This is a genomic window from Candidatus Zixiibacteriota bacterium (genome assembly GCA_019038695.1).
Taxonomy (GTDB): Bacteria; Zixibacteria; MSB-5A5; order GN15; family FEB-12; genus B120-G9.
The window spans coordinates 83,787-107,841 of the sequence record JAHOYZ010000026.1; the positions used below are offsets into that span (position 1 = coordinate 83,787).

The window sequence follows — 24,055 nt, forward strand, 5'->3', positions numbered from 1 at the left end:
GTCGTTCCCTTCTCGTATCCGTCAAAACAATATGTCAAAAGAGAAAATGTGTTCCGATCCTTCATCCACCCGGTCAGTGGCAAAAGCATAGTCTATTGCCAGCACCTGGGTGCCAATTTGGAAGACATAGCCGGTACCTGCTGTCAGACGGCGATCCGAATAACCAGCTCGAAGAGCAAATTCCGGGGACACGAAAAACTCTGCTCCAGTATGAAGCCGGAGGTTTTGCTTCTCGCTGGCTATTATGTCGGTTGTCAGGAGTAGCTTGCGTTGTAGAAATCGGGACGAGATGCCCAATCCACCTTCAATCGGAACTATGTCTTCCTGTTCAGTGCCACCAACATTACCGCTAATTTGGGAATTGTAATCGGTTGAGTTCCAGCGATAGGTTGTACCCAAATTGCGGATAACCAACCCGACCTGTATGTCCTGTAATGCCATATCCGGCCGCCGCTCACGGTCAAAGAACTGACTGACATAGAGCATCAGGCCAATATCGATCCCTATCGAATTGGCATTCATCTCGGCAAAGCTTGAATGTAAATAGCCGGCCCTGAGTCCAATCGACAGGTAATTTTCAAACCGTTTGGCAAAAATGATTGACCAGGCGTGACTTGTTAAACCGATCGAATGACCGGTGAGGCGGCCATCCCGATTACGCATCTCAACATCCCCGGTGCTGAAATAGTGCCAGTTGACTCCCAGGGCGGAGTTATCACGGGTCGGTATCATCAATGTAAGATAGCCCAACGAGCGGTCCAGACTCATGGCGCGATACGATGACGCAAACATCTTCTTTCTGATCGTGGCCAGTCCGGCGGGGTTGAATAATGGCGCGGCTCCATCATTGGAGATGGACAGGTACGCCCCCCCGAGAGCCGTCGGTCTCGCTCCAATCGGTATCTGGAAAAAAGCGCCAGCATATCCGCCATCGCCATCGTCCGCACGGGTCGCACCGGCAATAAGACCGATAGATATAACCGTTAGAATTATTCGGAGTGAAATCTTGCTCATGGTATCACCGCCAGTTTGCCCCACTGCACATCTCCATTTGAAGTCTCCACCTTGAAATAGTATACGCCGACAGCCACTTCGTCCCCCTTGCCGTTGCGACCATCCCAGGTTGGTATGCCAGTGTTCCGACCGTGATAAACCCCGGACGGGAATCTCTGGCCGTCGATAACACGGCTCACCAGATTCATGGCCACATCATATATTTCAAGAGTAACATCTGATTCTTTTTCCAAGATGAAATGAAAGTTAACTCCGACAGCATTTGCTGACTGGCTGAACGGAATCGGGAAAGCATAGACTTCATTAACTGAATCCATGAAAAAATAATTGGTATCAACAACCAGATCTGTCAAACCCAGACGGACAGTCGATTGATCGGTTCCGACATATAACCAGTCGCCTATCGCCTGAACAGCGTAAACGGCGGCATTGGTATCTACAACCACATCACCATCTTCGTTAATGAAAGCGATAGTATCCCAATCCATACCAGCGTCCTGATCTGTAAACAATAGTCCATCAGTGGTGGCCGCGAACACGCTGTCTCCATTGAAAGCGAAATTCCAAGCGAAAACATCTTCTATTCTCGTCTGCCAAATAATTCCATATCCAGCAAAAGAATCAAGGGTGTCAGAATCGATAACGTTCCCGATGGAATCCATCGGCTTGTAAACCCCCATCGTTATTCCGACCTCCTGCCCCGCCTCGGTAGGACGAGTTGAAGCCCAAACTCGAGAGTAGTTCTCGTCCTCAAGTGTCTGTACTTCGAGTGCCGGAACAAAATTGCCGGGGATCGGATACACGACATCAGAGGCAGTATAGTTGGTAATTAGGTCAGCACGCAGGCTATCGGAATTCACACGATAGATTCGGTAACTCTGGGACCGATTGTTGGAGATGGCAAAGCCATTCTCGCTGCCTACGAAAACGGTATCCCCGGTCACGGCCATCACCGTTATGGGATAATCGTCAAGAGTAATCCAGGGTCTGAGGGTATCAGGTACACTGTGCAGGAAATTTGCGTTCACACCGTCGAATGTATAGTGAATACCTACGTCACCCACCATAAACACTGTGTCACCCATGATGGCGAGATCGTTCCGAATCCCACCCTGAATATTTATCCACACGGTATCGGTTTCATTCTCCGCGTCCGGAAGCTCAGAGGATCTCATTACTGCATACCCACCAGAATCCGTCAGAGGATGATTAATAGTCCAAACTGCCAGGGAATCATATACGCCGAGGCTATCCCGAAAGACCTGCGTCTTAACCTCGATTACTCTGGCCGAACTGACAACAGGACTCTCAACAAAAACATCGTAGCGATACGACTCAATAGTTCCGGCAGAATCCATATACCATGTCACCAGACCCGAGTCGGTCCCGATCCGAAGTGTGTCGGAAAGGACATCAAAATCGTGAACTACGTTGCGCTTGTTGGCCGTACTCGTATCGGAAGAATCAACCCATATGTGCGACCAACTCTGACCAGTATCGATAGAAACAAACAATCCTGCCGTTTCTGCCGCAAGATATAAGCGACTTCGCATGGACGTCATCCCGGATATCTTCCGATTCTCCCCGATCACCGCATCAAAAGACGATGAAAGGTCCTCAAACGACTCGCCGCCATCTGCGGTCACCGTCAGTCCCGTAGAGGGACCGTCAGCACCCTCCATCGTCCCCACAAACAAACGGCCGTCGAAAGCGTGCAACATCGAAATGTATGCCCCCGGCAGACCGTCATCTTCAAGCCACGAAATAAACGGTCCCCCTGATGAGTTGCCCCTGGTAATGCCATTGTTTCCACCGATGAATACACGGCTACTGTCACCTGCCCCGCAATCATTGCAAAACTCTATGGCAGTTATGACTTCCGACAGAGGTTTCTCGCGGGGAGGAGCAAAAGCAAACTTGAATATGCCCTCGGCCGATCCTGTCCACAGGAACAGTGAGTCACCGTGAGTGGTATCCACGGCACATGAGAAATACAAATCTCTGAGCCGAAGCTGTTGATTGATATAATAGACACTATCGCCGGGGCTTAGGAGTATTCGTCGCCAGGACGTGCCACCATCCTTTGAGCCAACAAGCCCTCCGGCCCATCCGGTGAAGAAGACCCACTCGTCACCTGAGCTTTCATCATAGTGGCCGGTGATGTCATAAATGGAACGTTGGCCTCCGAGCACATTGGCAATTTCTCCAAGATCGGCCTCGAACCAATTGTAGCCATTGTCATCAGTGTATTCAAGCGCGTCAGAGAATCCTACGCTCTCTCCACCAATGATTTCCGAATGTCCATTGCCGATCCACAACCGCCCATTCAGAGAGAACAGCGCGGAGACCTCATCAGACACCATACCATTATCTGAATCATACAGAAGCCAGGTCTGGCCACCATCAAGGGAATAATTGAGTCCTTCCCCGGTGGCCAGCCACACACCACCGCTGTGTTCAACAATGTCGATCACAGTATTGGAGGCATAGATCGTATCTGGGACACCGAATGAACTGGCCAATCCGGCGTTAGACACGCTCGGCAGGCAGATAATCAGGGACAGGACGAGGAGAACGGGACGGAATACACTTGCTCTCAATGTTCACTCCAACCTAAAAAAAGCGGCCGTACATGGGCAAAGACCACATGTTCCCACGGCCAAGTTCGCTGGTTCAGTCCTTCTTCAACTCAAAACTCCAGCTCAATGCAGCCGGACTGGCGTCATTGACGCTCGCCCGAACATAGAGAAAACAGCTTTCGATAGCAAGATATTTCGCCGTTCGTCCTCCTTCTGTTAGTACTCCTACTCCCCTGTCGCCGGGAAGTTCCCCGGCGCACAGTCAGGGTCGCTGGAGGAGTTGTTTGGAGAACGTCACGGAATTGAGTACAGAGTCTGACATGAAATAGTGTTCGAGGTGAAACGGTACAAAAAACAGCGAGATTCTGGTCACCGCCGCCTGGATATCGGGAATATCCAGACTGGCCGAGACACCGAGCCTGGCCCGAGCACACACAACCTGGGCCGTAATCAGAGCTTCTGTCGGGCCAATTCCCACTGACTGCATACAACGCTTGAAACCACTCAGGGAGGTCAGATCAAGACGAGGAGCAACGGCAGTCATGGTGCAAGCCAGCTTGTATATTTCCTCGAAATTGCTGGTTCTGAAGGCCGGAATTACCAGACAGTTCAAGTCGGGTGAGCCACCAAGTATTGAGCCAACGGTCCATCCCTTCCGATGCGAAAATTGCATAGACCAAAATGGCACCAACATATCCCCTTCTGCGCCAGTCTCAGTGGTTACCTGAAGTTGATTGCGAAACACGGGGTGCTCCTCAATGATGGTCAACTCATCACAATTGTGACATATGTAGACATGTGATTGCTCGCCGGGCAAATCCACGCCGCAGTGAGCGCAGCGGTGATGTTCAATCTCCAATTGCCCGAACTTCATCAGCACTTCCGCCGGTTGATCCGATGTGACAATCTCCTCCGGTTCCTCCAGACAGTATTGCACCCGCCCGGAAACACCATCGACAATCCACCGGCGGTAATCTCTGCCGGCCAGAGATTCAGCCAGAAAAAACGGAAAGTACACAATTGACCCGGTAGGACGATATAACTCGGTCCGATTGCGACCAAACTCAGCCGTCGTAATCATCCCCACCCCTTGAGCCGATTTCTGAACCCGCCCCTCCGCTTCGTCCCAAGGCACTGTAACCGGAAGAACGTCGTATCTCTCGTCAAGGTTTCCCTCAGCAAAGAGCGTCACTTTCAAATAATCGGTACGTACGCCGAGAGTCGGCGGAATACCTGTTAATACCCCGGTTGCCGCTATGGTGATGGCGAAAGGAGACAAAGTGACATCGGTATGTTTTTCTTTGATCGGCGATGAATGATGTACGGGGGGAGCAAATGAATCGTGGCGTACGTTTGCATCACCTCTATCGACTTTCGAGGTGATCCGGTTGCGCGTCTTAAGAGCAATAGCCTCAACCCGCCAGTACGGATAATAGACTCGTTTATACGCAATATCCGAACCAGTCAACGGCTGGTCGTTTTCTTTCAGGTAACGATCAATCGAGAATCGAACCTCGCGTTGGTTTACTTTCGGCGGAACCACGTAGGCCGACGGAATCTCCGGTCTGATTACGCGCAGAACTGATCCACAGAAATCACAGGTGAGCACAAAGAAGCTATTGTCAAGTTCCAGCTTCCCACCACACCCGGGGCAACCCACAGATATGAAAAAACCGCTTCTATTCTTTTGCGCTGTCGGACTCATTTATCTGCTTGCCACATTCGCCACAGAATTTCGACCCGGCGATCAGTTCAGCGTTACAGTGAGGGCAACTCGGTCGGGCATCCAGCCGGGTGCCACAACTGAAACAGAAGCTTGCCTCGGTTGGCAGCTGCGTACCACAGGTTGGGCAAGCACTCTGGGCTATCATCTGATGACCGCATCGATAGCAGTACCGGGATTGCTCCGGGGTATCGGTGTGACACTTGGGACACGGTACAGTTTCTACCGGATCTCGTTTCAGTTCACGCTGGTCAGGTGCGAAAACCTTCTGAATCAGGTTGGGAGCGGCCACTCCCACACCGGCCATCATACCCATCCCGGCCCCGGCGGCCCCACCGGCACTGGAACTACTCAACCCTTTAGCCATACCAAATTTAACAAATTTGTCCAGATCCCCAATCGCCTCCATGCCGGAGCGTTGGTCAATCATCTGAGCCACTTCCTCAGGCGGCGTGATTGAGGAAATGTAGAAATCAACTAAACTCAGTCCGTATTTTTCAAACTCCGAGCTGACTATCGTTTTGAATTCTTCCGCTAACTCAGTATACACAGCCGGCAGATTAAGAATTGTGTCGAGCTTCTCACCCAGCAGATCATTCATACGAGCAATAATGACATCGCGTAGATAATCCTGGATATCATCTGTTTCATACCGAGCCTGTCGGCCAACAATAGAATTGAGGAAAAGGCTGGGATTCTCAATACGAATAGTATAGGCTCCGTGCCCACGTAGCCTAATCAGGCCAAACTTACTGTCACTAAACGTCACCGGATGGCGGGTGCCCCATTTCAGATCAGTGAAAACCTTCTGGTTGATAAAATACGCTTCCGCGCGAAACGGGGAATCAAATCCGAATGGAAATGCCAGCAGACGGGTGAGGATAGGGACATTCAGAGTCGAAAGTGTGTGCCGCCCGGTAGAGAACTGGTCAGCTGCATGGCCGTCCTTGAAAAATATCGCCATCTGGCTGTCCCGAACGATCAGTTGCGCCCCGAGCTTAAAGTCGGCGGAACCTTCTTCGGGGATTCGGTGAATCATCTCCTTGCCGGAGGGGTCAACCCACTCAATGATTTCCAACATTATGGACATATTTACTCCTTAGCCTGATTTGTCTTCTTCTTGGGTAGATCGGTCGAAGTCCGAACATTCTTGATGGTCACAGCGGGAGCTTACCGGGCTATTGGTTGTATAACCTAAGATGAAGACATGTTCACACCCCACGCCGCCAATTAAACAATTGACACCTAAATATGGTCGGCGTATATACAGATCATAAACTCAACGGAATGGAATGTCTTGAAATGAATAGAATTAAAGGTCTGGCCCTTACAGTTGGAATGGCGGCGACTCTTGTGTATCTGGTACCCGGTTGTGATGACCTGATAACAGAAACGAATAATTACATAATTGCCGGACACCCGGAAGCAGAGTTCAGCGCCAATAAGGATGGAGGCTGTGTTCCTTGCACAGTGCAATTCTCCGACAACTCGCAGGGACCGTATCAGCGTGGCACCTTTAACTTCGGTGACGACACTCCCGACAGTGAAAGCACTTTTGATCCCGATTCGACCGGTACATTCACTCATATATATGAGGAAGGTGGCACCTACACTGTTTCCCTTACGGTGTTTGATGAGACCTTACCGGACACTGGTCAGGACACCGAGACCAAGAGCCGTTTCTTGATCATCGGCCCCCTTTCAGCCGCATTCGACACTGATACGACTATGGGGTGTCGCGGGCTTGAGGTCACTTTCACCAACATCTCCCAGGCGGGCATTACCAAATGGGTGTGGAGTTTTGGAGACGGCGCTGGGATCACTTACAATGATTCCACTCCCGATACAATCACTCATACCTATACTATGATTGACACCCTCCAAGTTACTTTAACGGTGACCGGAGAGTGTGGAACAACGACCGGCATCGATACCATCACCATTATTGATTGCCTCACCCCTGTGTGTAGTTTGAGTGTTCATGAAGGATGCATACCTCTCTCCGTCGATTTCTGGGACATGACCGATCCTACAGTGGCGTTTAGATCGTGGGATTTTGGCAATGGCGAGACTTCGATCCTGATGGACAACACCATCGAATACGACAGTGCCGGAATATACGTAATAGCACTTGGAATATCTGATAATGAGAATGGACCATTCGGTTATGTCTACGATACCGTAATTGTGCACGATACCGTAACAGCACTGTTCACAGTTATCGGAGATTCTACGTCATGTCACCTACCCGGTCGTCAGTTTCAGGTCCGTTTCCTGGATCAATCCCTCGGGCAAATTTCCCATCTGGTTTGGGACTTTGGCGATGGCGACACCCTTCACGATGACACCAATCCGATCCACGCTTACACCGAACCTGGCGTATACGATGTCAGCCTGATTGTTGAGGGGATGTGTGATTCGACCCTTATAAGCGACACATCGATCATACCAAATCTGGTCGTGCTTTTCGACTCATTAACTGAAGCCAATACTGCTCTCGGGTTTGTCCCAAGCACGGGTGATACGTCCACGGTATTTACTTTCGCGGTCGATACTACTCGCGCGGTGATTGAGACCTGGACCTGGACAGTGGACACGTTGACGATTGAAAATGCCTGGTCAGTGATTTATTCCTTCCCTGATACGGGATGGCACGCAGTATCGGTGACTGTTACCAACGGATGCGGTTCTTTCACAATAGACAGTAGCATCTACATAGACACAATGGCCACCCCGTAGCAACGCGCTGACTCATCAAGCATAAGACCCGCTTGGTTAAAACCGAGCGGGTCTTTTCTTATTCTCTATTTATGTCGAGTTACCCCAGTTCCGTCTTGAACTTGGCGGTGAGGGCTGGTACTACCTCCAGAGCATCACCGATGATTCCGTAGTTGGCGAGATTGAAGATAGGGGCGTCCTTGTCCTTATTAATGGCCACAATAGTGCCTGAGGTTCTCATGCCCACGATGTGCTGAATCGCACCTGAAATGCCAATGGCGAAGTACAACTTCGGATTGACTGTCTTCCCCGTTTGTCCGACCTGGTTGGCATATTCCGTCCAGCCAGCATCGACAATAGCCCGCGAAGCACCCAGAGCACCATTGGTGGCAACCGCCAGGTCTTTGATTAGCTGAAGATTCTCGGCGGCCTTCATCCCGCGACCGGCAGCAACGATAACATCCGCCTCGGCCAGATTGACCGATCCTGACGATTCAACTTTGACTTCTCTGATTGCCGTACCTGTACCAGCACCAGCGGCGGCCACAGTCTCAGCAACAGCTTCACCGTCACCATCTTTGGATTCGGGGAATATCTTGGGACGGATCGTAACGAAAAACGGCCTGTCGCTATTCTTGATGACCTCAGACACAACCGCACCGCCATAGCTGGGACGTGTAACGGTGATAACACCACCATCTTGAGTCAGGCCGGTAGCGTCACTGGTCATCGGACCGTTGTTTCGGGCGGCCAGTCTTGCAAAAAGAGCCTTACCATAGAAAGTACCCGGTCCCAGGACCAGCTCAGGGGAGTACTTCTCAATCAGCTCTGTGACAACATTTGTGTAGACTTCGTCATTGAAGTCTTTCAGGCCGGGATCAGAGACAGCCAGCACTTTGCCTCCCCCCCGTGCGGCGAGTTCGGCCGCCATAGCATCGGCGCTATCGGCTAAAATCACTGTGTATATTTCATTTCCCAAGCCTTTAGCGGCCTCTATTAGTTCGAATGTTGCGGAGGCGAGTTTACCATCCTTATGCAAGGCAACGATCAATGTCTTCATTACTAATTCCTTAAATTTGCAGTCCAACTAATTGGCCAATATACCCGGCCCCTCAACCCGGCGCAACGATTTTTGGCTGGGACAGTCTTGCGCAAACACATGTGTCGCAAAGGATGATCATCCGCCCCTGCAAATCACGCTCTGGTTCCTAATCTTAGAGCAATGGAGAGTCGCCAGCGTCTCGCGGCTTTGCTTCCGCAAGCCACTGCAAGTATTCGTCGAAAATACAATTGATGTCTTCAAGCGTTTCAACCTGGAACAGTCGCGGCCGAAGAGTGCTTGCTCCCGGAAGCCCCTTCACATACCAGCCCAGTTGTTTGCGCATCCTCACAGGACCATTCCGGGGGCCATATTCCGACACGGCCAATTCGGTATGCAGACGAGCCACCGCTAACCTATCCTCGATCAACATTGGGGCTACTATCTGACCGGTTTCGAGGAAAACGTTCATATCTTGGAAGATTGTTGGATTCCCCAAAGCCGCTCGACCAATCATCACGGCATCACAACCAGTCTCATCGAGCATCCGGCGAGCATCCGGCGGAGTCCGTACATCACCATTACCGATGACGGGGATATGAACTTCCTGCTTGAGATCACGGATTGCATCCCAATTGGCGGTCCCCGAAAATCCCTCAGACCGGCTTCTGGCATGCAGAGTTATGGCGGCAATTCCCACGCGCTCAGCGATTTGCCCTACTTCAAGAAACACCGGGGTCTGTTCATCCCAACCTGTACGAATCTTGATGCTGACCGGAATTTTTCCAGCCCCCTCGACCGTAGCGTGCATGATTTCCTCGGTTAGTACAAGATCCTTCAAAACGGCGGCGCCACCATTTTTACGGATAACCTTTTTCACCGGACAGCCAAGATTGATGTCAATCAGATCCGGGTGATTTCTTTGAGCGGTAATTTCGGCCGCCTTTCGCATACTCTCCGGATTGGCCCCGAACAACTGAATTCCAAGAGGTCGTTCATCGGACTCGAAGTCCATCATAGCCAGTGTCTTAGCCTGATGCCGGATTATACCTTCTGTAGAAATCATTTCAGTAAAGGTCATAGCAGCCCCAAACTTCATAGCCAGCACCCTAAAGGGCCGATTGGAGATTCCTGCCAGAGGTGCACAGAGAACCTTATTTAGCAGGTTTAGATTTCCTATGTCCATACCGACATTATAATTAAGTCCCTGCGCGACAACAAGAGGTCCGCCCAACTTTAGCATCGACCGGGCATGGATCGCCCTCGCGGACTTTGCAGCGCACAGACATAGTTCAGACTAAAATACAGTTAACGATACGGAAAGGATTCCCAGATGGCTGAGATTGTTGTCAAGTACGAGAACAAAGTGATTGAGCGCATCGTTACCGAGAAACGGCGGCTATCCATTGGCCGCACCAACGATAATGATATCGTTCTAGAAAACCGCGGTGTCTCCCGCAAACATGCTATGATTGAGTTCAATGACGGTGCCGCTATATTGCTCGACAATGAGTCGCTCAACGGTACTTTTATCAACAGCCGCAAGATATCCGAAGAGGTGCTGCGCGACGCGGACGTCATAACTATTGGCAAGTATCAGTTAGTCTACCAGGCAGAGAGCACTGCCCCCGTCGATGATGCCGCTGGGTTTGATGGCACGATGGTTCTGAATACCAAGGCACATAAGAAGCTGATGGAAAACGACCGCAAGGAACGTGAGCTTGTCGATCGTTATGGCGGATCTCTGTTGCTCGGCGGTGAACAGACCGATTTCTCGGAATACCGTCTTGACCGCGACGTGGTCACAATCGGCAAAGCCAAGTTTGTCCATGTACGCGCCAAAGGATTCTGGCTTTCAGGTATACAGGCCAAAATCGTCAGAGATGGAGACTGCTATTCCCTGGTGAACCTCGGACGTAAAGGCAAAACATGCATAAACGGTGAGCCGATTGATCGCCAGGAACTAAAAAATGACGATCTCATATCCGTTGGAAAGAGCACTTTTAAGTACGTCGAGGGCAAGAGATAGATGAAGATTGCTCTTGTTTCCGACATCCATGGTAATCTCGAAGCTCTCACGGCAGTCCTGCGGGAGATCGATCGACTTCAGGTTGATGATATCTACTGTCTGGGAGATGTCGTTGGCTACGGATGCGACCCGATTGCCTGCCTGGACCTGATCGATAAACGGGCATCGGTTAAACTCATGGGGAACCACGAATACGCGGTTCTGCGTCGACTGTCTACCGATACGTACAGTTCGGCGGCCAAGGTCTCGACCGAGTGGACGAGAGGGCAACTGACTGATCGCGAATTCACCATGATGGCCGACTACCGCATGACCCATGATTTCGAAGATGGAACGCTGGTTCATTCTTCCCCACTGGAACCGAACCGGTGGCAATATATCCTCGATGCAGATCAAGCTGGGCAGGTGTTTGAACACTTCAAGGGAAGTATATGCTTTCATGGACATTCACACTTACCGACGATATTCCGGGAAACGCCCGAGGGACTGCCACGTCAGCAGGCCGGTCACGACTTTGATCCAACTGATGACCAACGTTACCTGGTCAATATTGGCTCTGTGGGACAGCCTCGCGACAACGACCCCCGTGCCTGTTTTGTAACTTATGACCTGAGTCTGGGCGAGATACGATTCCATCGCACCGAATACGATATCGTCAAGACACAAGAGAAAATGACCCTTGCCAAACTGCCGGACATGCTCGTCCAAAGATTGGCCGTGGGACGATAGACAGAGGATTCCATGAGCAAGTACTCTTCCAATGTTTTGTATCTGTTGCTGTCAATCTTGATCGTGATCGCTTACGTCAATGGATTCGGTCCGGTTGAGAATCTCCAGCGCTCTATCAATGATTACCTGTGCCAACTAACGGCACCAGAAGGTACCCGGGCTAATGTGGCTCTGGTCATGATTGATGATCGAGCCGAGGATGAATTTGGCAAGTGGCCATGGAACCGAGATGTCCTTGCCGATCTAATGGCCGCCACCGCCTCCGGTGAACCAAAGGTCATCGTCCTCAATACTGATCTCATCGAAGATGCCTACCAGGACTCAGCCGGGTATACTTCCGTCCTGGCCGATCAACTAACCTGGATCGACAACGCCATTTTGCCGTACGATATTGCTCTGGCTACTTTTCGATCACAGAAAACCAACAATCCGGAATACCTGTTCCACTATTCAATTACAGTAGACAATCCTCTGGGTATTATGGATGAGCAATCCAGCTTGCTGGTTCGCCGAACTTTCCTGCCAGCCGAAAGACTATTGGAGAGCAAACCGTTACTTGGTTTCGCATACGTCAGACCGGATGACGACCGCTTATTAAGACACCAACCCCTCTTCATGAATTATGAGGGATACTACTATCCTTCCCTTTCACTACTGGCAGCCGCGACATATCTCGGTGTTAGCCCGAGCCAGATTCAAGTACGGGAGGGGCTTGAAGTAGCCATTGGATCAAGACAGACTATTCCTGTGAACAGTCAAGGTGAGTACTTTATAAGCCATCTGCCTAAAAAAGCGTTTGTTACATATTCTGCTGCTGATGTTCTCAGTGATGATTTCAATCGCTCCGCCCTGAGCGGCAAGGTAATCCTTATAGGAGTTGCCAACGGTGAAGGCTATGAGCTGGCTACACCGATGAGTACGACGGTATCGGCTGAAATCTTGCGGGCGACGATTATCGAGAACATCATTAATGATAACATATTGATGAAATTCAACCGACCTGTGGTTGACATGCTGATTCTCTTCGCCTTAGGGGCTTTGTGCGCTTTTGTCCTGCCCCTCCTTACGGTGCGCAATCGATTGCTTGTCCTTACAGGCTCTCTCGCCGTCACTGTAGGTCTCAACTATTATCTTGTCAGCTCTCTGCGGATTCTACCGGAAACAATCTATATCGGCCTGGAGCTAATAGCATTTATCGTCGCCGCTCCTATTATTGGTTCTCGATTCCTGGGCAACGCCGAAGCAGATGAGATTGATCCTGCCAATTCTGCCCAACTGGAGCCAGTCCAAACGAGCTCTTCCAAATCGACAAATGCTCCAGAGCCACCTGTAAGAACAATTAAGCAAGAAGCCAACGATCCTGCCCTGTTAGGTACCAGAGCTCTGGGGTCTTCTGAAGAATTTCCCCCGGATCACCAGGCAATCGATATCGATAAGGACTTTGAAGATGATTCGTCGGGCCAGGCAGAAGAAGTCAATGAGACAATAGCATCATCGGATATTGATGCGATTGTGGAAACATGTACAACGGAAACAGATCCGCCGTCAGAAGAGAGAAGCAGTCCGCAGATCATAGGCTTTGACAGTCCACCGAAGGAGTCCGCCCCACCTATCGTCGAAAAACAGGCCACAGAAGCTCAACCACTTCCGGCTGGAGCACCTGATCATCTGGGCCGTTACCAGGTAACCGGCAATCTCGGCAAGGGTGCGATGGGTATGGTCTACAAAGGAATCGATCCTGCTATTAATCGCCCGGTTGCCCTCAAGACAATTCGCCTCGACTTCGTCAATGATCCCGAGGAAATGGAAGAACTCAAGGAACGACTCTTCAGGGAAGCTCAGGCAGCCGGCAAACTATCGCATCCAAATATTGTGACAATCTACGATGTTGGCTCTGAAGATCAGTTGCAATACATCGCTATGGAGTTCCTGGAAGGCCAAACACTCGAGGACATGATAAAGAAAAAAGTTCAATTCAACTATCGGATCATCGCTCAGATTATCATTCAGATCTGTTCTGCCCTTCAATACGCTCATGAGCAGGGCATTGTACACCGTGATATCAAACCAGCCAACATCATGATCGGCGTCGACTACCGCGTTAAAGTCATGGATTACGGTATCGCTCGGATCGATTCCAACTCCATGACCAAGACCGGCATCGCGATGGGAACTCCCAATTATATCTCGCCCGAACAACTCAAAGGATTGACCACTGACCACCGGGCAGACTTGTTCTCGCTGGGAGTTGTCTTGTACGAGATGCTGCTGGGTAAGCGCCCCTTTAAGGGAGAGAATATCACGTCGCTGATATACTCCGTCATGAACCACGAAGCGGAGAAACCATCAACGGTCAATCCGCAAATTCCACTTCTGTTTGATCGTATTATTTGGAAAGTGCTGGAGAAGAACCCCGATGCCCGTTACCAGAAAGCCTCGGATATCGCCGCCGACCTTAATGAGTTTGTAGAATCATTCGCCTCCTGAAAATGGCGCAGTAGCTGCATAACCAGAGAGATAATTACGAGAAGGCCACCCCGGTAGGAGTGGCCTTTTTTGTCTATAGATCGATTACTGGATCGGTTGCAGGCAATGGCTATTCATCCGGGCTAACGTCTTGCTCGTTATTGTCTTGTGTGAGGATTTCTTCCGCCAACGACATAGCCACGCCGGAGAGCATCACCTCTACCCCCAATTGGGTGAAGTCTGAGGAAATTAATTCTCTGCTGATAGACGCATACTGCGAGCATGATGCTCCTCTCTCAACGACCAGGCCGCTAAGTTGGTTCTCCGCTTCCGCGATGAAGGTGACTTCGCCAAGTTCTTCTGAAACGACATAACCCGTACAATTATGCAATTGCACGTGGGCGTTACCGGTATAGACAACCACCAGCATACCACGTTTCTTGCCGAGTGTAACCTCGGGATAAACTTCAAGACGAAGGGCACGCTTCTCCTCAGGATTATCAACCTTGAACCGGTAATGATCGGCTGTAAAACTGACCTGTTGCGATTCAATAACGGCAGCTACCTTATCAGCATCAGCTTTTGAGAACTGGTTACTCATAGCTCTTCTCTGTCGTTCATGGGACAGTTGACCGTCCTAATGATCGTCTTTACTATCTTTGTCATTCGGACGTGAGTCTTTGCTCTTGGACGCATCATCGTCCATCGATCCCTTGATCTCGTCGGTAGTATCCTTAACCGACTTCTTGAACTCCCGAATCCCCTTTCCCAGTCCCTGGGCGATATCGGGAAGTCGCTTGGCGCCAAACAAGAGCAATATGACAAGAAAAATGAGCGCCAGTTCGCCAAACCCCAGGCCAAAGGGCATCTTATACCTCCACGACTTGCAGTACCTTTATAGGTACCACCATCTAAAGTATATTATCACCAAAAGTAACACCAACACCGACATGAAGTTTATCTTGAGCATCAGTCCAATCGTGAACGATATGGCATAAAAATCAACTTTTACGGTATCAAAACCGATCTCAATAGACTTAGTAAACACGGTCTTGGCGGCTCCAGCCGGAAGAAAAGTACCGATAATGTCTCCAATGAGTCCGCCTGCCACAGCGCCCAAAACGAGTGCAACCAGAATGAATGTTACTTCCCGCTTCTTCATCTGTGACTCGCTCCCGTCATCGCAGCCAGTCCGGCCCGGACCGATTCAAATATGCGCAACCCATCCGTGGATCCAAGAATGTTCTCGACCACACGTTCGGGATGGGGCATCATTCCAAGCACATTTCCCTCCTCGTTGCAGATCCCGGCAATGTTGTTGATAGAGCCGTTGGGATTGGCTTGGGCAGTTACTTTGCCATCGACATCACAGTAGCGAAAAACAACCTGGCCAGCGTCTTCCAGTTTCTTGATCTCATCGTCGAAGTGATAGTAGTTGCCCTCACCGTGAGCGATGGGAATCCTTAGTACCTCCCCCTCCTGACACAGTTGCGTATATGGGCCGGTCTTCTGTTCCACCCGGAGATAGACATATTTACAAGCAAACCGTAAGTGGGCATTGCGCATCAGGGCACCCGGCAACAGACTGCATTCGGTCAGAATCTGAAACCCGTTGCAGATCCCCATCACCAATCCACCCGACCGGGCAAAATCGATTACAGATTCCATTATTGGTGAGAACCGGGCTATCGCCCCACCTCGGAGGTAGTCGCCATATGAGAACCCCCCCGGCAGTATTACCAGATCGCAACCCAAAAGATCCGTGGACTTGTGCCATAGGAATTCCACGTCTTCACCCATGACATGCCTGATCGCGGCATAAGCATCGTAGTCACAGTTGGAGCCTGGAAATGTAACGACGCCTACTTTCATGAGGGCCTTTCGACCGTATAGCTTTCGATAACCGGATTGGCCAACAGCCGTGAGCAAACTTCTTCGACTCGCTTATCAATGTTGTCCGCGTTAGATTGGATCTCCAGTTCAAAAAACCGGCCGGTCCGTACCGAAGTAAACTCGTTGTATCCCATCTGCAACAGGGCTTTGTGAATAGTCACACCCTGCGGGTCAAGCACTCCGTCTTTGAGTCGCACATGGACAACCGCTTTTTTATTGGCACTCATCTTCTTGTTTCCTGTCATTCTTACGCCGGCGGTACGGATGCGAACGTCTAGTGACTTTGCCGACACCAGCATACGCCAAGCGGTATAATTCTCGAATCATCCCAAATAGTATATATGATGCCAAAACTGGAAACAACAAAAGTCTCGGTTGGATTATCGTCAACACCGCACCCACAACAAGCGCCAGAAGTTTCAGCCGACTGGCCCTGGTATCGAAACTATCAGGAACAACGTCATATTGGATCTGGGACACCATGAGAAAAGCGAAAAGGATTATCATAGTCACCAGGATTTCACTGTATTCCAATCCCCCCCACAAATTATACGAGAAAATAACAAACGCGACTATCGTCAGTGCCGCAGCCGGTACCGGCAATCCGAGGAAATCTTTTTTTTCATCTGTGTCTGCCAATACATTAAAACGAGCCAGGCGGTATGATGCCGCCATGATGTAGACAATCGAAATGATCCAGCCCCATTTGCCGAGACTGGAGAGTTTGATTGTATGTACGAGCACAGCTGGAGCCACGCCAAAGGATAGGAAATCGGCCAGCGAATCCAACTCGACCCCGAACTGCGAGGCTCCACCTGAAAGCCGTGCCACCTTGCCGTCCAGAGCATCGAGGAACCCGGCCAGCACCACAAACCAGCAAGCAGTCGTTATGTTTCCTTCGAATGCGGACAGGATCGACAGAAAACCACAGACAACATTGCCCATGGTAAAAGTGCCCGGGAATATGCCTCTATAGTTCTTCGACATCACTTTCTGTTACGTTGTCCGGCTGTGGTTGGTTGCCCACATGGTCCGGAAGATATCCTATTACCGTTGTTCCACCCTTGACACGGTCACCCATCTTCACAGCCAGGTTCCAGGTGGCAGGTACAATCAGATCACTGCGCGACCCGAATCGAATCATACCAAACCTTTCACCGGCGGCTACGGAGTCACCCTCACTGAGTCGGCAAACTATACGGCGTGCGATCAGACCGGCAATCTGGGTAAATACCAGTTTGTGTCCCTGGGGAGTTGTCAGACCGATTTCTGTCCGTTCGTTCAGATCAGAGGCCTTGTCAGCGAAAGCGGCCATGAACTTACCTGGATTATATTGTACGTAGTCGATCGTTCCTCCACAGGGCACACGATTAATATGTACATCAAAAACAGATAAGAAAATCGATATTCTGGTCGCCGGGCCGTCAATATGAGGATGATCAATCGGTTCAATTGCCACAACGAGACCATCGGCCGGTGCTAACATAGCCAGATGATCATCGGGAATGATACGATCGGGGTCGCGAAAGAAAAAAGCCATTATCACCGTGAGTACGGCCAGACACGAAGCCACAATCATCAACACCAGGCTATCCCAGCGCAAAGCACCAAAAAGAACAGCGATTGATAACGCCAAAGCTACGAATATGAAAGACCAACCATCCCGAACAATCATTTACGGAACACTCGACTGAATATTTTTCCAACGTTTTTCGTATAGTAGCCCAGATCGAAGGAAGTGTCAATCTCTGCGTCTGAGAGGTGCTTGCGAATCTCCCGGTCGCCGTGAACCAGTTCCCGGAAGGAGCCTCTACCCTCCATGGCCGCCATAGCGTTCTTCTGCACGAGACGGTACGCCTTGTCCCGGGAGCCCATCGGCGCGGTCAACAACAGCAATAACCGTTGCGAAAACACAACGCCGCCCCGGAAGTATATATTGTCAAGCATCCGCTTCTCGTTGACCACCAACCCCTTCAACAGGTCGATGAACTTCTGAAGTCCGTAGTCCGCAAGGATGGTAGCATCTGGCAAAATCACACGTTCAACTGACGAATGCGCAATATCTCGCTCATGCCAAAGCGCGATGTTCTCCATGGCGGTTCCGGCATAACCTCGTATTAGGCGTGCAACACCAGTGATATTCTCGGCCGTGATCGGGTTTTTCTTGTGCGGCATGGCCGACGAGCCTTTTTGCTTCTTACTAAATCCCTCGGCCATCTCCCCCACTTCGGTACGTTGCTGGTGCCGGATTTCAGTTGCAAATTTCTCCAGCGATGAACCCATTATGGCCAATGCGGTAATTAAGTTGGCATGACGGTCACGTTGAATCACCTGAGTTGAAACCTTGGCAGGCGTTAGACCCAGCTTCCGGCATACAGCAGTCTCAACCCGCGGGTCGAGGTTGGCGAAATTCCCGACCGCACCGGATATCTTGCCCACCGCGATTTCTTGGGCGGCCGCCCTGAAACGAACCTGAGAGCGCTGCAACTCGGTATACCACATGGCAAACTTCAGACCGACAGTCGTCGGTTCGGCCAGTACTCCATGAGTGCGTCCCATGCAGGGAGTCATCTTGTGCTCCCTGGCGAGTTTCTTGATCTCCCTGAGGGCAATAGTAATCTTCTTGTCAATAATCTCAGTAGCACGCTTGAGGTTCAACGACAAAGCGGTATCGAGGACGTCGGAGGAAGTCATTCCAAAATGGATATACTTCGCCTCTTCGCCGACAAATTCTCCGACCGAGGTCAGGAAAGCGATAACATCATGATTGACTTCAGCCTCAATCTCATCGATCCGCTTAATATCAAACTTCGCTTTCTTTTCAATGACCTTGAACGCTTTCTCGGGAATGATCTTCAGTTTAGCCATAGCCCGAGCGGCTTCAACTTCCACTTCAAGCCAGGCACTAAACTTTGCATCGTCGGTCCAGAGCGCCCCCATTTCCGGCAATGTGTACCGTTCAATCATTACTACTTGCCGGCCTTCTTATAATCTTCGAGGAACTTGGCCAGACCGATATCTGTCAGAGGATGCTTGATCAGTTTGGCGATGACATCGTAAGGCATGGTAACAACATCCGCACCAAGCATGGCCGATTCGACTACATGCATAGGATGCCGTACCGAAGCCACCAGCACTTCGGTTTCAAAAAGGAAATTCGAGTAGATCGTGACGATTTGATCAATCAGATCCATGCCGCTCTGCGACACGTCATCCAGACGGCCAATAAACGGGGAAACAAAAGTCGCTCCGGCCTTGGCTACCAATAATGCCTGGGATGGCGAGAAGACAAGGGTGGCGTTTGTCTTGATACCGTCGCTACTGAGAGATTTGATAGCTCGTAAACCTTCCAGAATCGTGGGTATCTTGACCACAATGTTGTCAGCGATCTTAGCCAACTCAGCCGCTTCTTTCATCATTCCATCGTAGTCGGTGGCGAGAACTTCGGCCGAGACCGGACCGGGAACGATCTTACAAATGTCAACCAGCAGGTCTTTATAAGGCGCTGTCTCCTTGGCGGCCAGAGAGGGGTTAGTGGTAACACCATCGAGAACGCCCATAGCGGCGGCCGATTTGATCTGCTCGATATTGGCAGTATCAATAAAGAACTTCATACGTTAAATCCCTTCAATACTTAACCGTCACCAGGTACAACCCTTGTGGCGGCGCGGTGAAAACTACGCGCTGAGCTGTCGGAGTGTGCAAAATATCCGCAAAGCCTTCTAAAGTCAAGTTCTCCCGATGATTGTCCGGATATACTGTAGCCAGATTAACCATAGCCCCTACCAGAATCCTTACCATGTTGTGCAGAAAGCGGTTACCCCGCACTTCAAAAACCAGCAGAGGCCCAATCTTTCTCCACCTGGCCACATGAATCAGACAACGGTTGTCCTCCTTAAGCGAAGCCACTACACAGAAGGCCGAAAAATCATGCTCACCTGTTACCAGTTCAGCCGCCTTTTGTAGCCTGGCATAATCCAAATCCCGAACATACTCCCAGCGCAGCTGGCGGTGAAGTGCCGATCTCTCATTTCCAATCAAGTATCGATAGCGCTTCCAGAGAGCATCTCGTCGAGCATTGAAATCCAAGGGTACTTCCACTGACTTTTTTACGCGAATATCGTCCGCGAGGTAGTAGTTGAGGGCGTCCCGATAACGTTCCGGTTCAATATTGTGGTCAATTCGAAAATTAGCTACCTGGCCGAGTGCGTGCACGCCGGCATCGGTGCGGCCAGCACCAGTCAACTTCACCTTCTTGCCAGTCGTACGTAAAATAGCTTCGGTTAGCTCTCCCTGAATCGTGCGCTCTACGGCCTGAATCTGCCAACCCGCATAGCCGGTACCAGAATACTCGATCACCAGTCTGATGTTTCTATCAGCCATAATCAGCCTGTCACCACAAAAAGCGCGACCACAATTACCGTACTCCCAGTTACAAACACCCATTCGCGTTTCCCGAACTTTAATTGGGAATAAACGGTACGCAGTACCTCACCTCGGTAGCCCCGAGCTTCGATTGCAAGCGCCAGTTCGTCAGCTCGCTGCAAGGCGGCCACAAACACCGGGATGATTATGCACACTGTTTTCCTGATACGATTGAATATCGATCCCGTAAAGCGCACCCCGCGAATGATCTGGGCATTGCGAATAGTCTCAAACTCCTGGTAGAGAACGGGAATAAATCTAATGGCCATAAACAGGATCAAAGCCAGGTCCTGGACAGGAATACGCAGACGGCGCAACGGCGACAAAACCCGGGCAAAAGCATTAGCCAGCTCTGAAGGTGAACTTGTAAGGGTCACCAAAAAGGCAAACGACACGAACAGAATCAAACGGAGTGAAAAGAAGCCAGCCATCCTGACTGCCCCCTCGGTAAGCTCGAAGCCGTACAGGTTCCAAAGTACCGGGGTTCCTATGCCTGAGAAAACCAGATGGTACAACGAAGTAATCACCGCCAGGATCAGAATCGGTCGAAAATTGGCCATCAACTTTGATGGCGCCACACCTGATCGGAGCAGGCCTATAAGCAGGATACTCAAGATAGCGATGTGAAAAATGAATGAGGATGTCAATAGAGCCAATACCAGGACCACTGTCACCGGCAACATCTTGGCTCGAGCATCGAGTCGGTGAAGATAGGAATCATGTGGGCGATACTGTCCCAGTAGAATTGGTGCCGTTTCAAACATACCGACAAAGTAATGCTATTAGCTGAAAATTGAAAGCACAGAGAACGGATGTTAGTCTTTTGATGACCGTTTGTCTGACTTGTCCAGATTGATGACTGTCGGATACTTCAACGAGGAATTATTAAGGGCACACTTTGAGCATCCAGGCTCTGTACGCCGCCGCCGACGATAGTAACGAACGACCAGATAAATAATGGCCAGTATTAAGAGCGCTATGACCACTACGTATTGCCAGAGAACTTCCGTCATATTACCCCCACATCCATCTTGAGAGTTGATAGACACTGAAAGCAGCCAAGTAGGCCAGCACTGTCATATAAGCAAATGTACCTGAAGCATACCACCATGAGCCGGTCTCACGCCGGATCGTCACTATTGTTGCACCACATTGTAGGCTAAGAGCGAAGAACACCATTATTGACAGGGCTACCGCCGGAGAAAAGACCAACTGACCGCGACGAGGCCCATCCTCCCAACGAGCCTGGCGCATTTTGTCAATTAGTGATAATTCGCCGCCATCTTCAGAACCCAAATTGTAGATCGTTCCAATAGTGGCAATAATCACTTCTCGCGCAGGAAAAGCGGCCAGCGTGGCCATAGTGATCTTCCAATCCCACCCCAGCGGTAGGAAAATAGGTTCGAGGGTCTTTCCAATGCCGGCGAAATAGGAGTTCCGCAAGTGAGCGCCAGCCTCAGCATTTCTCAGTTCATTCAGGGTAACCCCCAGAGTCAACTCCTGCCGTCGGATTTCATAGACAGCCGAGATCGGACTAAGCATATCTTCGTATTGCCTGTCCATCTCAGACCGGACCACGCTCAGTTCAGCAATATCGTTGACGAAAGCGAAACGCTCTCTGATATGTCCCAATGTCTCTTGCTGTTCGACGGGAACAGATTCCTTAGAATCGTTGAGCTGGGCGACATAGATCGCAACCGTCTCATCCGTCTCCTGCCTGGCCGTCTCGGCCTGCAGCGTATATTCCCCAGTGATGGCATCGTCATGGGGAAAATAGCTCAACGCCCAGATGATGATCGTTATCGCCAGAATCACCGTTCCTGCCCGTAGCACAAAGGACTTTGCACGATTGATTACCCGAACCACCACCGAACGAAGCAAAGGCACCTTGTACGAGGGCAACTCCATCAGGAATGTCCCCCGCTCAGTCTTGAATACTATTCGCTTCAACACGTACGAAACAACAATAGCAGCCACGATCCCTAACAGGTATAGAGCGGTTAGCACAATGCCCTGTAGGTTTAGGACACCAAAGTACACACGGTAAGGCACGAAAGCGGCAATCATGATCGCATAGACCGGTAACCGCGCTGAGCAGGTCATCAACGGCGCTACTAAGATCGTAATGAAGCGTAGTTTCCTGTCCTCAATAGTCCGGGTAGCAAGAATACCGGGGACAGTACAAGCAAATGATGAGAGCATAGGGATGAATGATTTTCCAGATAATCCACACCAGCGAAAAAGTCGATCCACTAAAAATGCCGCTCGCGACATGTAGCCAGAGTCTTCCAGAATAGAGATAAAGAGAAAGAGAATAACAATCTGCGGGATAAACACCAGGACCGAACCGACTCCGCCAATCACGCCATCGGTCAGTAACGATTGCAATGGACCGGGAGCCATCATTGTTTTTACATGCGAAGCCAATGTGCCAAAGAAACTATCAATGAGATTCATTATCGGTTCGGACCAACTGAAGATCGACTGGAAAACAACCATCATGATCAGGGCCAGCAGGATTGGTCCCATTATTGAATGCAGAAGAACCATGTCGATGCGCTCAGAGTTGGAGATCCTTCCCGGTTTCACGACCGTCACAACCCGACGAAACAATACTGCCGACTTGGTGCTGACCGCCTCCTTCTCGACCAGAGACAGGGAACCGTGTGCCTCACGAATACGACGACGACCTTCCCGAAGAGTATCTCCTACGTCTGGCTCCTCCGCCAGGAAACGCTCCTCGGCCGGTGAGTCAGCATCAAATATAACTCGCAGACGCTCCGCCCGACTATGATATCCATCTTCAGAATCCTTCTGAAGTGAACCAATCAACTGTTCCACCTCAGGACCATAAATCTCCCCCGGTGAGACCGGCTCCAGATTCGGTAACTCGGCTGCGGCTGCTTTCAGGGCATCAATACCCATACGACGATTGCCTATCACCGGCACTACCGGGATTCCACCGAGAGCTTGCGACAACTCCTCAAAATCAATTTGCAGTCCCCGTCTCTTAGCCAGATCAATCATGTTTACCGCAACTACCGTGGGACGTTCTATCTCAAGCACCTGAAACAGAAATGCGAGGCTACGCTCTAGATTAGTTGCGTCGAGGACACAGATTATTCCGTCCGGTGCTGGGGTATCTCTTAGCTGACCAATCAAAGCCGAAATAGCCACTTCCTCGTCTGGAGAAAAGGCCGACAGGGAATATGTACCTGGAATATCAACCAGCGTGAAGGTCCGCTTTTCATCGGGACCAGCCGAGAACCGACCGGATACTCTTTCAACTGTTACGCCGGGGTAGTTGGCGACGCGTTGACTGAGTCCGGTGATGGCATTAAAAATCGTCGTCTTACCGCAGTTGGGATTACCACAAATAGCAACAGTAGCCATGTGTGCGGCACTGCCTGTGGTACTTCGATGGGACATGAAATTGGTTC

General features: G+C 50.5%; 23 protein-coding genes. 4 read left to right on the plus strand and 19 right to left on the minus strand.

Going from position 1 to position 24,055, the window contains the following annotated elements; all coding sequences use genetic code 11:
* Positions 1-21: 21 nt before the first annotated feature.
* From KOO62_09495 to KOO62_09510, 4 genes are all read right to left on the minus strand, one after another.
* The gene (locus KOO62_09495; GenBank protein MBU8934226.1) at positions 22-1,014 is read right to left on the minus strand and encodes a PorV/PorQ family protein; all 993 of its coding nucleotides are present in this window, start codon (positions 1,012-1,014) and stop codon (positions 22-24) included.
* Entirely contained in the window at positions 1,011-3,614 is a 2,604-nt protein-coding gene (locus tag KOO62_09500) for a hypothetical protein (protein ID MBU8934227.1), read from the minus strand. The genes KOO62_09495 and KOO62_09500 overlap by 4 nt, the downstream gene beginning before the upstream one ends.
* A 241-nt stretch (positions 3,615-3,855) precedes the next feature.
* Positions 3,856-5,202, minus strand: coding sequence for a hypothetical protein (locus KOO62_09505; GenBank protein ID MBU8934228.1), 1,347 nt, complete (start codon positions 5,200-5,202; stop codon positions 3,856-3,858).
* Between the two features lie 70 nt (positions 5,203-5,272).
* Positions 5,273-6,406, minus strand: coding sequence for an SPFH domain-containing protein (locus tag KOO62_09510; protein MBU8934229.1), 1,134 nt, complete (start codon positions 6,404-6,406; stop codon positions 5,273-5,275).
* 212 nt (positions 6,407-6,618) lie between these two features.
* Between KOO62_09510 and KOO62_09515 the strand changes: the two genes are divergently transcribed.
* Complete coding sequence (locus KOO62_09515) at positions 6,619-8,055, plus strand: PKD domain-containing protein (protein MBU8934230.1); 1,437 nt, start codon at positions 6,619-6,621, stop codon at positions 8,053-8,055.
* Positions 8,056-8,134: 79 nt separating this feature from the next.
* Here KOO62_09515 and KOO62_09520 read toward each other — a convergent pair whose 3' ends face one another.
* Together KOO62_09520 and dusB are read right to left on the minus strand one after the other, a co-directional pair.
* Entirely contained in the window at positions 8,135-9,094 is a 960-nt protein-coding gene (locus KOO62_09520) for an electron transfer flavoprotein subunit alpha/FixB family protein (protein MBU8934231.1), read from the minus strand.
* Positions 9,095-9,248: 154 nt separating this feature from the next.
* Entirely contained in the window at positions 9,249-10,316 is a 1,068-nt protein-coding gene (gene dusB / locus KOO62_09525; GenBank protein MBU8934232.1) for a tRNA dihydrouridine synthase DusB, read from the minus strand.
* A 90-nt stretch (positions 10,317-10,406) separates the two neighbouring features.
* Here dusB and KOO62_09530 point away from each other — a divergent pair, with 90 nt between their 5' ends.
* Genes KOO62_09530 through KOO62_09540 form a run of 3 tightly spaced genes read left to right on the plus strand, consistent with a single transcriptional unit; the run spans position 10,407 to position 14,318 of the window.
* Positions 10,407-11,102 carry an FHA domain-containing protein gene (locus KOO62_09530; GenBank protein MBU8934233.1) on the plus strand — a complete coding sequence of 232 codons (696 nt, stop codon included), beginning with the start codon at positions 10,407-10,409 and terminating at the stop codon, positions 11,100-11,102.
* On the plus strand, positions 11,103-11,831 hold the full coding sequence (locus tag KOO62_09535) for a metallophosphatase family protein (protein ID MBU8934234.1): 729 nt from the start codon (positions 11,103-11,105) through the stop codon (positions 11,829-11,831).
* A 12-nt stretch (positions 11,832-11,843) separates the two neighbouring features.
* Positions 11,844-14,318: a protein kinase gene (locus KOO62_09540; GenBank protein MBU8934235.1), complete on the plus strand. Its 2,475-nt coding sequence runs from the start codon at positions 11,844-11,846 to the stop codon at positions 14,316-14,318.
* Positions 14,319-14,427: 109 nt separating this feature from the next.
* Here the strand turns inward: KOO62_09540 and KOO62_09545 are convergent, their stop codons facing one another.
* From KOO62_09545 to feoB, 13 genes are read right to left on the minus strand one after another with little or no spacing between them, the layout of a single operon-like run.
* Entirely contained in the window at positions 14,428-14,898 is a 471-nt protein-coding gene (locus KOO62_09545; GenBank protein ID MBU8934236.1) for a hypothetical protein, read from the minus strand.
* Positions 14,899-14,934: 36 nt separating this feature from the next.
* Positions 14,935-15,165, minus strand: coding sequence for a twin-arginine translocase TatA/TatE family subunit (locus KOO62_09550; protein ID MBU8934237.1), 231 nt, complete (start codon positions 15,163-15,165; stop codon positions 14,935-14,937).
* 27 nt (positions 15,166-15,192) lie between these two features.
* Positions 15,193-15,459 (minus strand): DUF4321 domain-containing protein, encoded by a 267-nt coding sequence (locus tag KOO62_09555; protein MBU8934238.1) that lies wholly within the window; start codon positions 15,457-15,459, stop codon positions 15,193-15,195.
* A complete protein-coding gene (purQ, locus tag KOO62_09560) occupies positions 15,456-16,169 on the minus strand; it encodes a phosphoribosylformylglycinamidine synthase subunit PurQ (protein MBU8934239.1) in 714 nt (237 codons plus the stop codon). The genes KOO62_09555 and purQ overlap by 4 nt, the downstream gene beginning before the upstream one ends.
* The gene (gene purS, locus KOO62_09565) at positions 16,166-16,417 is read right to left on the minus strand and encodes a phosphoribosylformylglycinamidine synthase subunit PurS (protein ID MBU8934240.1); all 252 of its coding nucleotides are present in this window, start codon (positions 16,415-16,417) and stop codon (positions 16,166-16,168) included. The genes purQ and purS overlap by 4 nt, the downstream gene beginning before the upstream one ends.
* Complete coding sequence (pssA, locus tag KOO62_09570; protein MBU8934241.1) at positions 16,404-17,177, minus strand: CDP-diacylglycerol--serine O-phosphatidyltransferase; 774 nt, start codon at positions 17,175-17,177, stop codon at positions 16,404-16,406. Before pssA ends, purS begins: the two co-directional genes overlap by 14 nt.
* Complete coding sequence (locus tag KOO62_09575; protein MBU8934242.1) at positions 17,161-17,865, minus strand: phosphatidylserine decarboxylase family protein; 705 nt, start codon at positions 17,863-17,865, stop codon at positions 17,161-17,163. The genes pssA and KOO62_09575 overlap by 17 nt, the downstream gene beginning before the upstream one ends.
* Complete coding sequence (purB, locus tag KOO62_09580; GenBank protein ID MBU8934243.1) at positions 17,862-19,157, minus strand: adenylosuccinate lyase; 1,296 nt, start codon at positions 19,155-19,157, stop codon at positions 17,862-17,864. Before purB ends, KOO62_09575 begins: the two co-directional genes overlap by 4 nt.
* Positions 19,158-19,159: 2 nt before the next feature.
* Entirely contained in the window at positions 19,160-19,804 is a 645-nt protein-coding gene (fsa, locus tag KOO62_09585; protein ID MBU8934244.1) for a fructose-6-phosphate aldolase, read from the minus strand.
* Between the two features lie 13 nt (positions 19,805-19,817).
* The gene (gene truA / locus KOO62_09590; GenBank protein ID MBU8934245.1) at positions 19,818-20,573 is read right to left on the minus strand and encodes a tRNA pseudouridine(38-40) synthase TruA; all 756 of its coding nucleotides are present in this window, start codon (positions 20,571-20,573) and stop codon (positions 19,818-19,820) included.
* A gap of 2 nt (positions 20,574-20,575) precedes the next feature.
* The gene (locus KOO62_09595; GenBank protein MBU8934246.1) at positions 20,576-21,379 is read right to left on the minus strand and encodes an energy-coupling factor transporter transmembrane protein EcfT; all 804 of its coding nucleotides are present in this window, start codon (positions 21,377-21,379) and stop codon (positions 20,576-20,578) included.
* Positions 21,380-21,430: 51 nt separating this feature from the next.
* A complete protein-coding gene (locus KOO62_09600; protein MBU8934247.1) occupies positions 21,431-21,628 on the minus strand; it encodes a hypothetical protein in 198 nt (65 codons plus the stop codon).
* A 1-nt stretch (position 21,629) separates the two neighbouring features.
* Positions 21,630-24,044, minus strand: coding sequence for a ferrous iron transport protein B (gene feoB / locus KOO62_09605; protein ID MBU8934248.1), 2,415 nt, complete (start codon positions 24,042-24,044; stop codon positions 21,630-21,632).
* Positions 24,045-24,055: the final 11 nt, after the last annotated feature.

What these genes read in the sequence shown, in the direction of transcription:
- purQ (MBU8934239.1), bottom strand. Translation starts at nt 16,169, where the DNA reads ATGAAAGTAGGCGTCGTTACATTTCCAGGCTCCAACTGTGACTACGAT.
- fsa (MBU8934244.1), bottom strand. Translation starts at nt 19,804, where the DNA reads ATGAAGTTCTTTATTGATACTGCCAATATCGAGCAGATCAAATCGGCC.
- KOO62_09495 (MBU8934226.1), bottom strand. Translation starts at nt 1,014, where the DNA reads ATGAGCAAGATTTCACTCCGAATAATTCTAACGGTTATATCTATCGGT.
- KOO62_09550 (MBU8934237.1), bottom strand. Translation starts at nt 15,165, where the DNA reads ATGCCCTTTGGCCTGGGGTTTGGCGAACTGGCGCTCATTTTTCTTGTC.
- KOO62_09520 (MBU8934231.1), bottom strand. Translation starts at nt 9,094, where the DNA reads ATGAAGACATTGATCGTTGCCTTGCATAAGGATGGTAAACTCGCCTCC.
- KOO62_09575 (MBU8934242.1), bottom strand. Translation starts at nt 17,865, where the DNA reads ATGATTGTTCGGGATGGTTGGTCTTTCATATTCGTAGCTTTGGCGTTA.
- KOO62_09595 (MBU8934246.1), bottom strand. Translation starts at nt 21,379, where the DNA reads ATGTTTGAAACGGCACCAATTCTACTGGGACAGTATCGCCCACATGAT.
- dusB (MBU8934232.1), bottom strand. Translation starts at nt 10,316, where the DNA reads ATGCTAAAGTTGGGCGGACCTCTTGTTGTCGCGCAGGGACTTAATTAT.
- KOO62_09555 (MBU8934238.1), bottom strand. Translation starts at nt 15,459, where the DNA reads ATGAAGAAGCGGGAAGTAACATTCATTCTGGTTGCACTCGTTTTGGGC.
- purS (MBU8934240.1), bottom strand. Translation starts at nt 16,417, where the DNA reads ATGAGTGCCAATAAAAAAGCGGTTGTCCATGTGCGACTCAAAGACGGA.
- KOO62_09540 (MBU8934235.1), top strand. Translation starts at nt 11,844, where the DNA reads ATGAGCAAGTACTCTTCCAATGTTTTGTATCTGTTGCTGTCAATCTTG.
- purB (MBU8934243.1), bottom strand. Translation starts at nt 19,157, where the DNA reads ATGATTGAACGGTACACATTGCCGGAAATGGGGGCGCTCTGGACCGAC.
- KOO62_09545 (MBU8934236.1), bottom strand. Translation starts at nt 14,898, where the DNA reads ATGAGTAACCAGTTCTCAAAAGCTGATGCTGATAAGGTAGCTGCCGTT.
- KOO62_09510 (MBU8934229.1), bottom strand. Translation starts at nt 6,406, where the DNA reads ATGTCCATAATGTTGGAAATCATTGAGTGGGTTGACCCCTCCGGCAAG.
- KOO62_09530 (MBU8934233.1), top strand. Translation starts at nt 10,407, where the DNA reads ATGGCTGAGATTGTTGTCAAGTACGAGAACAAAGTGATTGAGCGCATC.
- truA (MBU8934245.1), bottom strand. Translation starts at nt 20,573, where the DNA reads ATGGCTGATAGAAACATCAGACTGGTGATCGAGTATTCTGGTACCGGC.
- KOO62_09600 (MBU8934247.1), bottom strand. Translation starts at nt 21,628, where the DNA reads ATGACGGAAGTTCTCTGGCAATACGTAGTGGTCATAGCGCTCTTAATA.
- KOO62_09535 (MBU8934234.1), top strand. Translation starts at nt 11,103, where the DNA reads ATGAAGATTGCTCTTGTTTCCGACATCCATGGTAATCTCGAAGCTCTC.
- KOO62_09515 (MBU8934230.1), top strand. Translation starts at nt 6,619, where the DNA reads ATGAATAGAATTAAAGGTCTGGCCCTTACAGTTGGAATGGCGGCGACT.
- pssA (MBU8934241.1), bottom strand. Translation starts at nt 17,177, where the DNA reads ATGTCGAAGAACTATAGAGGCATATTCCCGGGCACTTTTACCATGGGC.
- feoB (MBU8934248.1), bottom strand. Translation starts at nt 24,044, where the DNA reads ATGTCCCATCGAAGTACCACAGGCAGTGCCGCACACATGGCTACTGTT.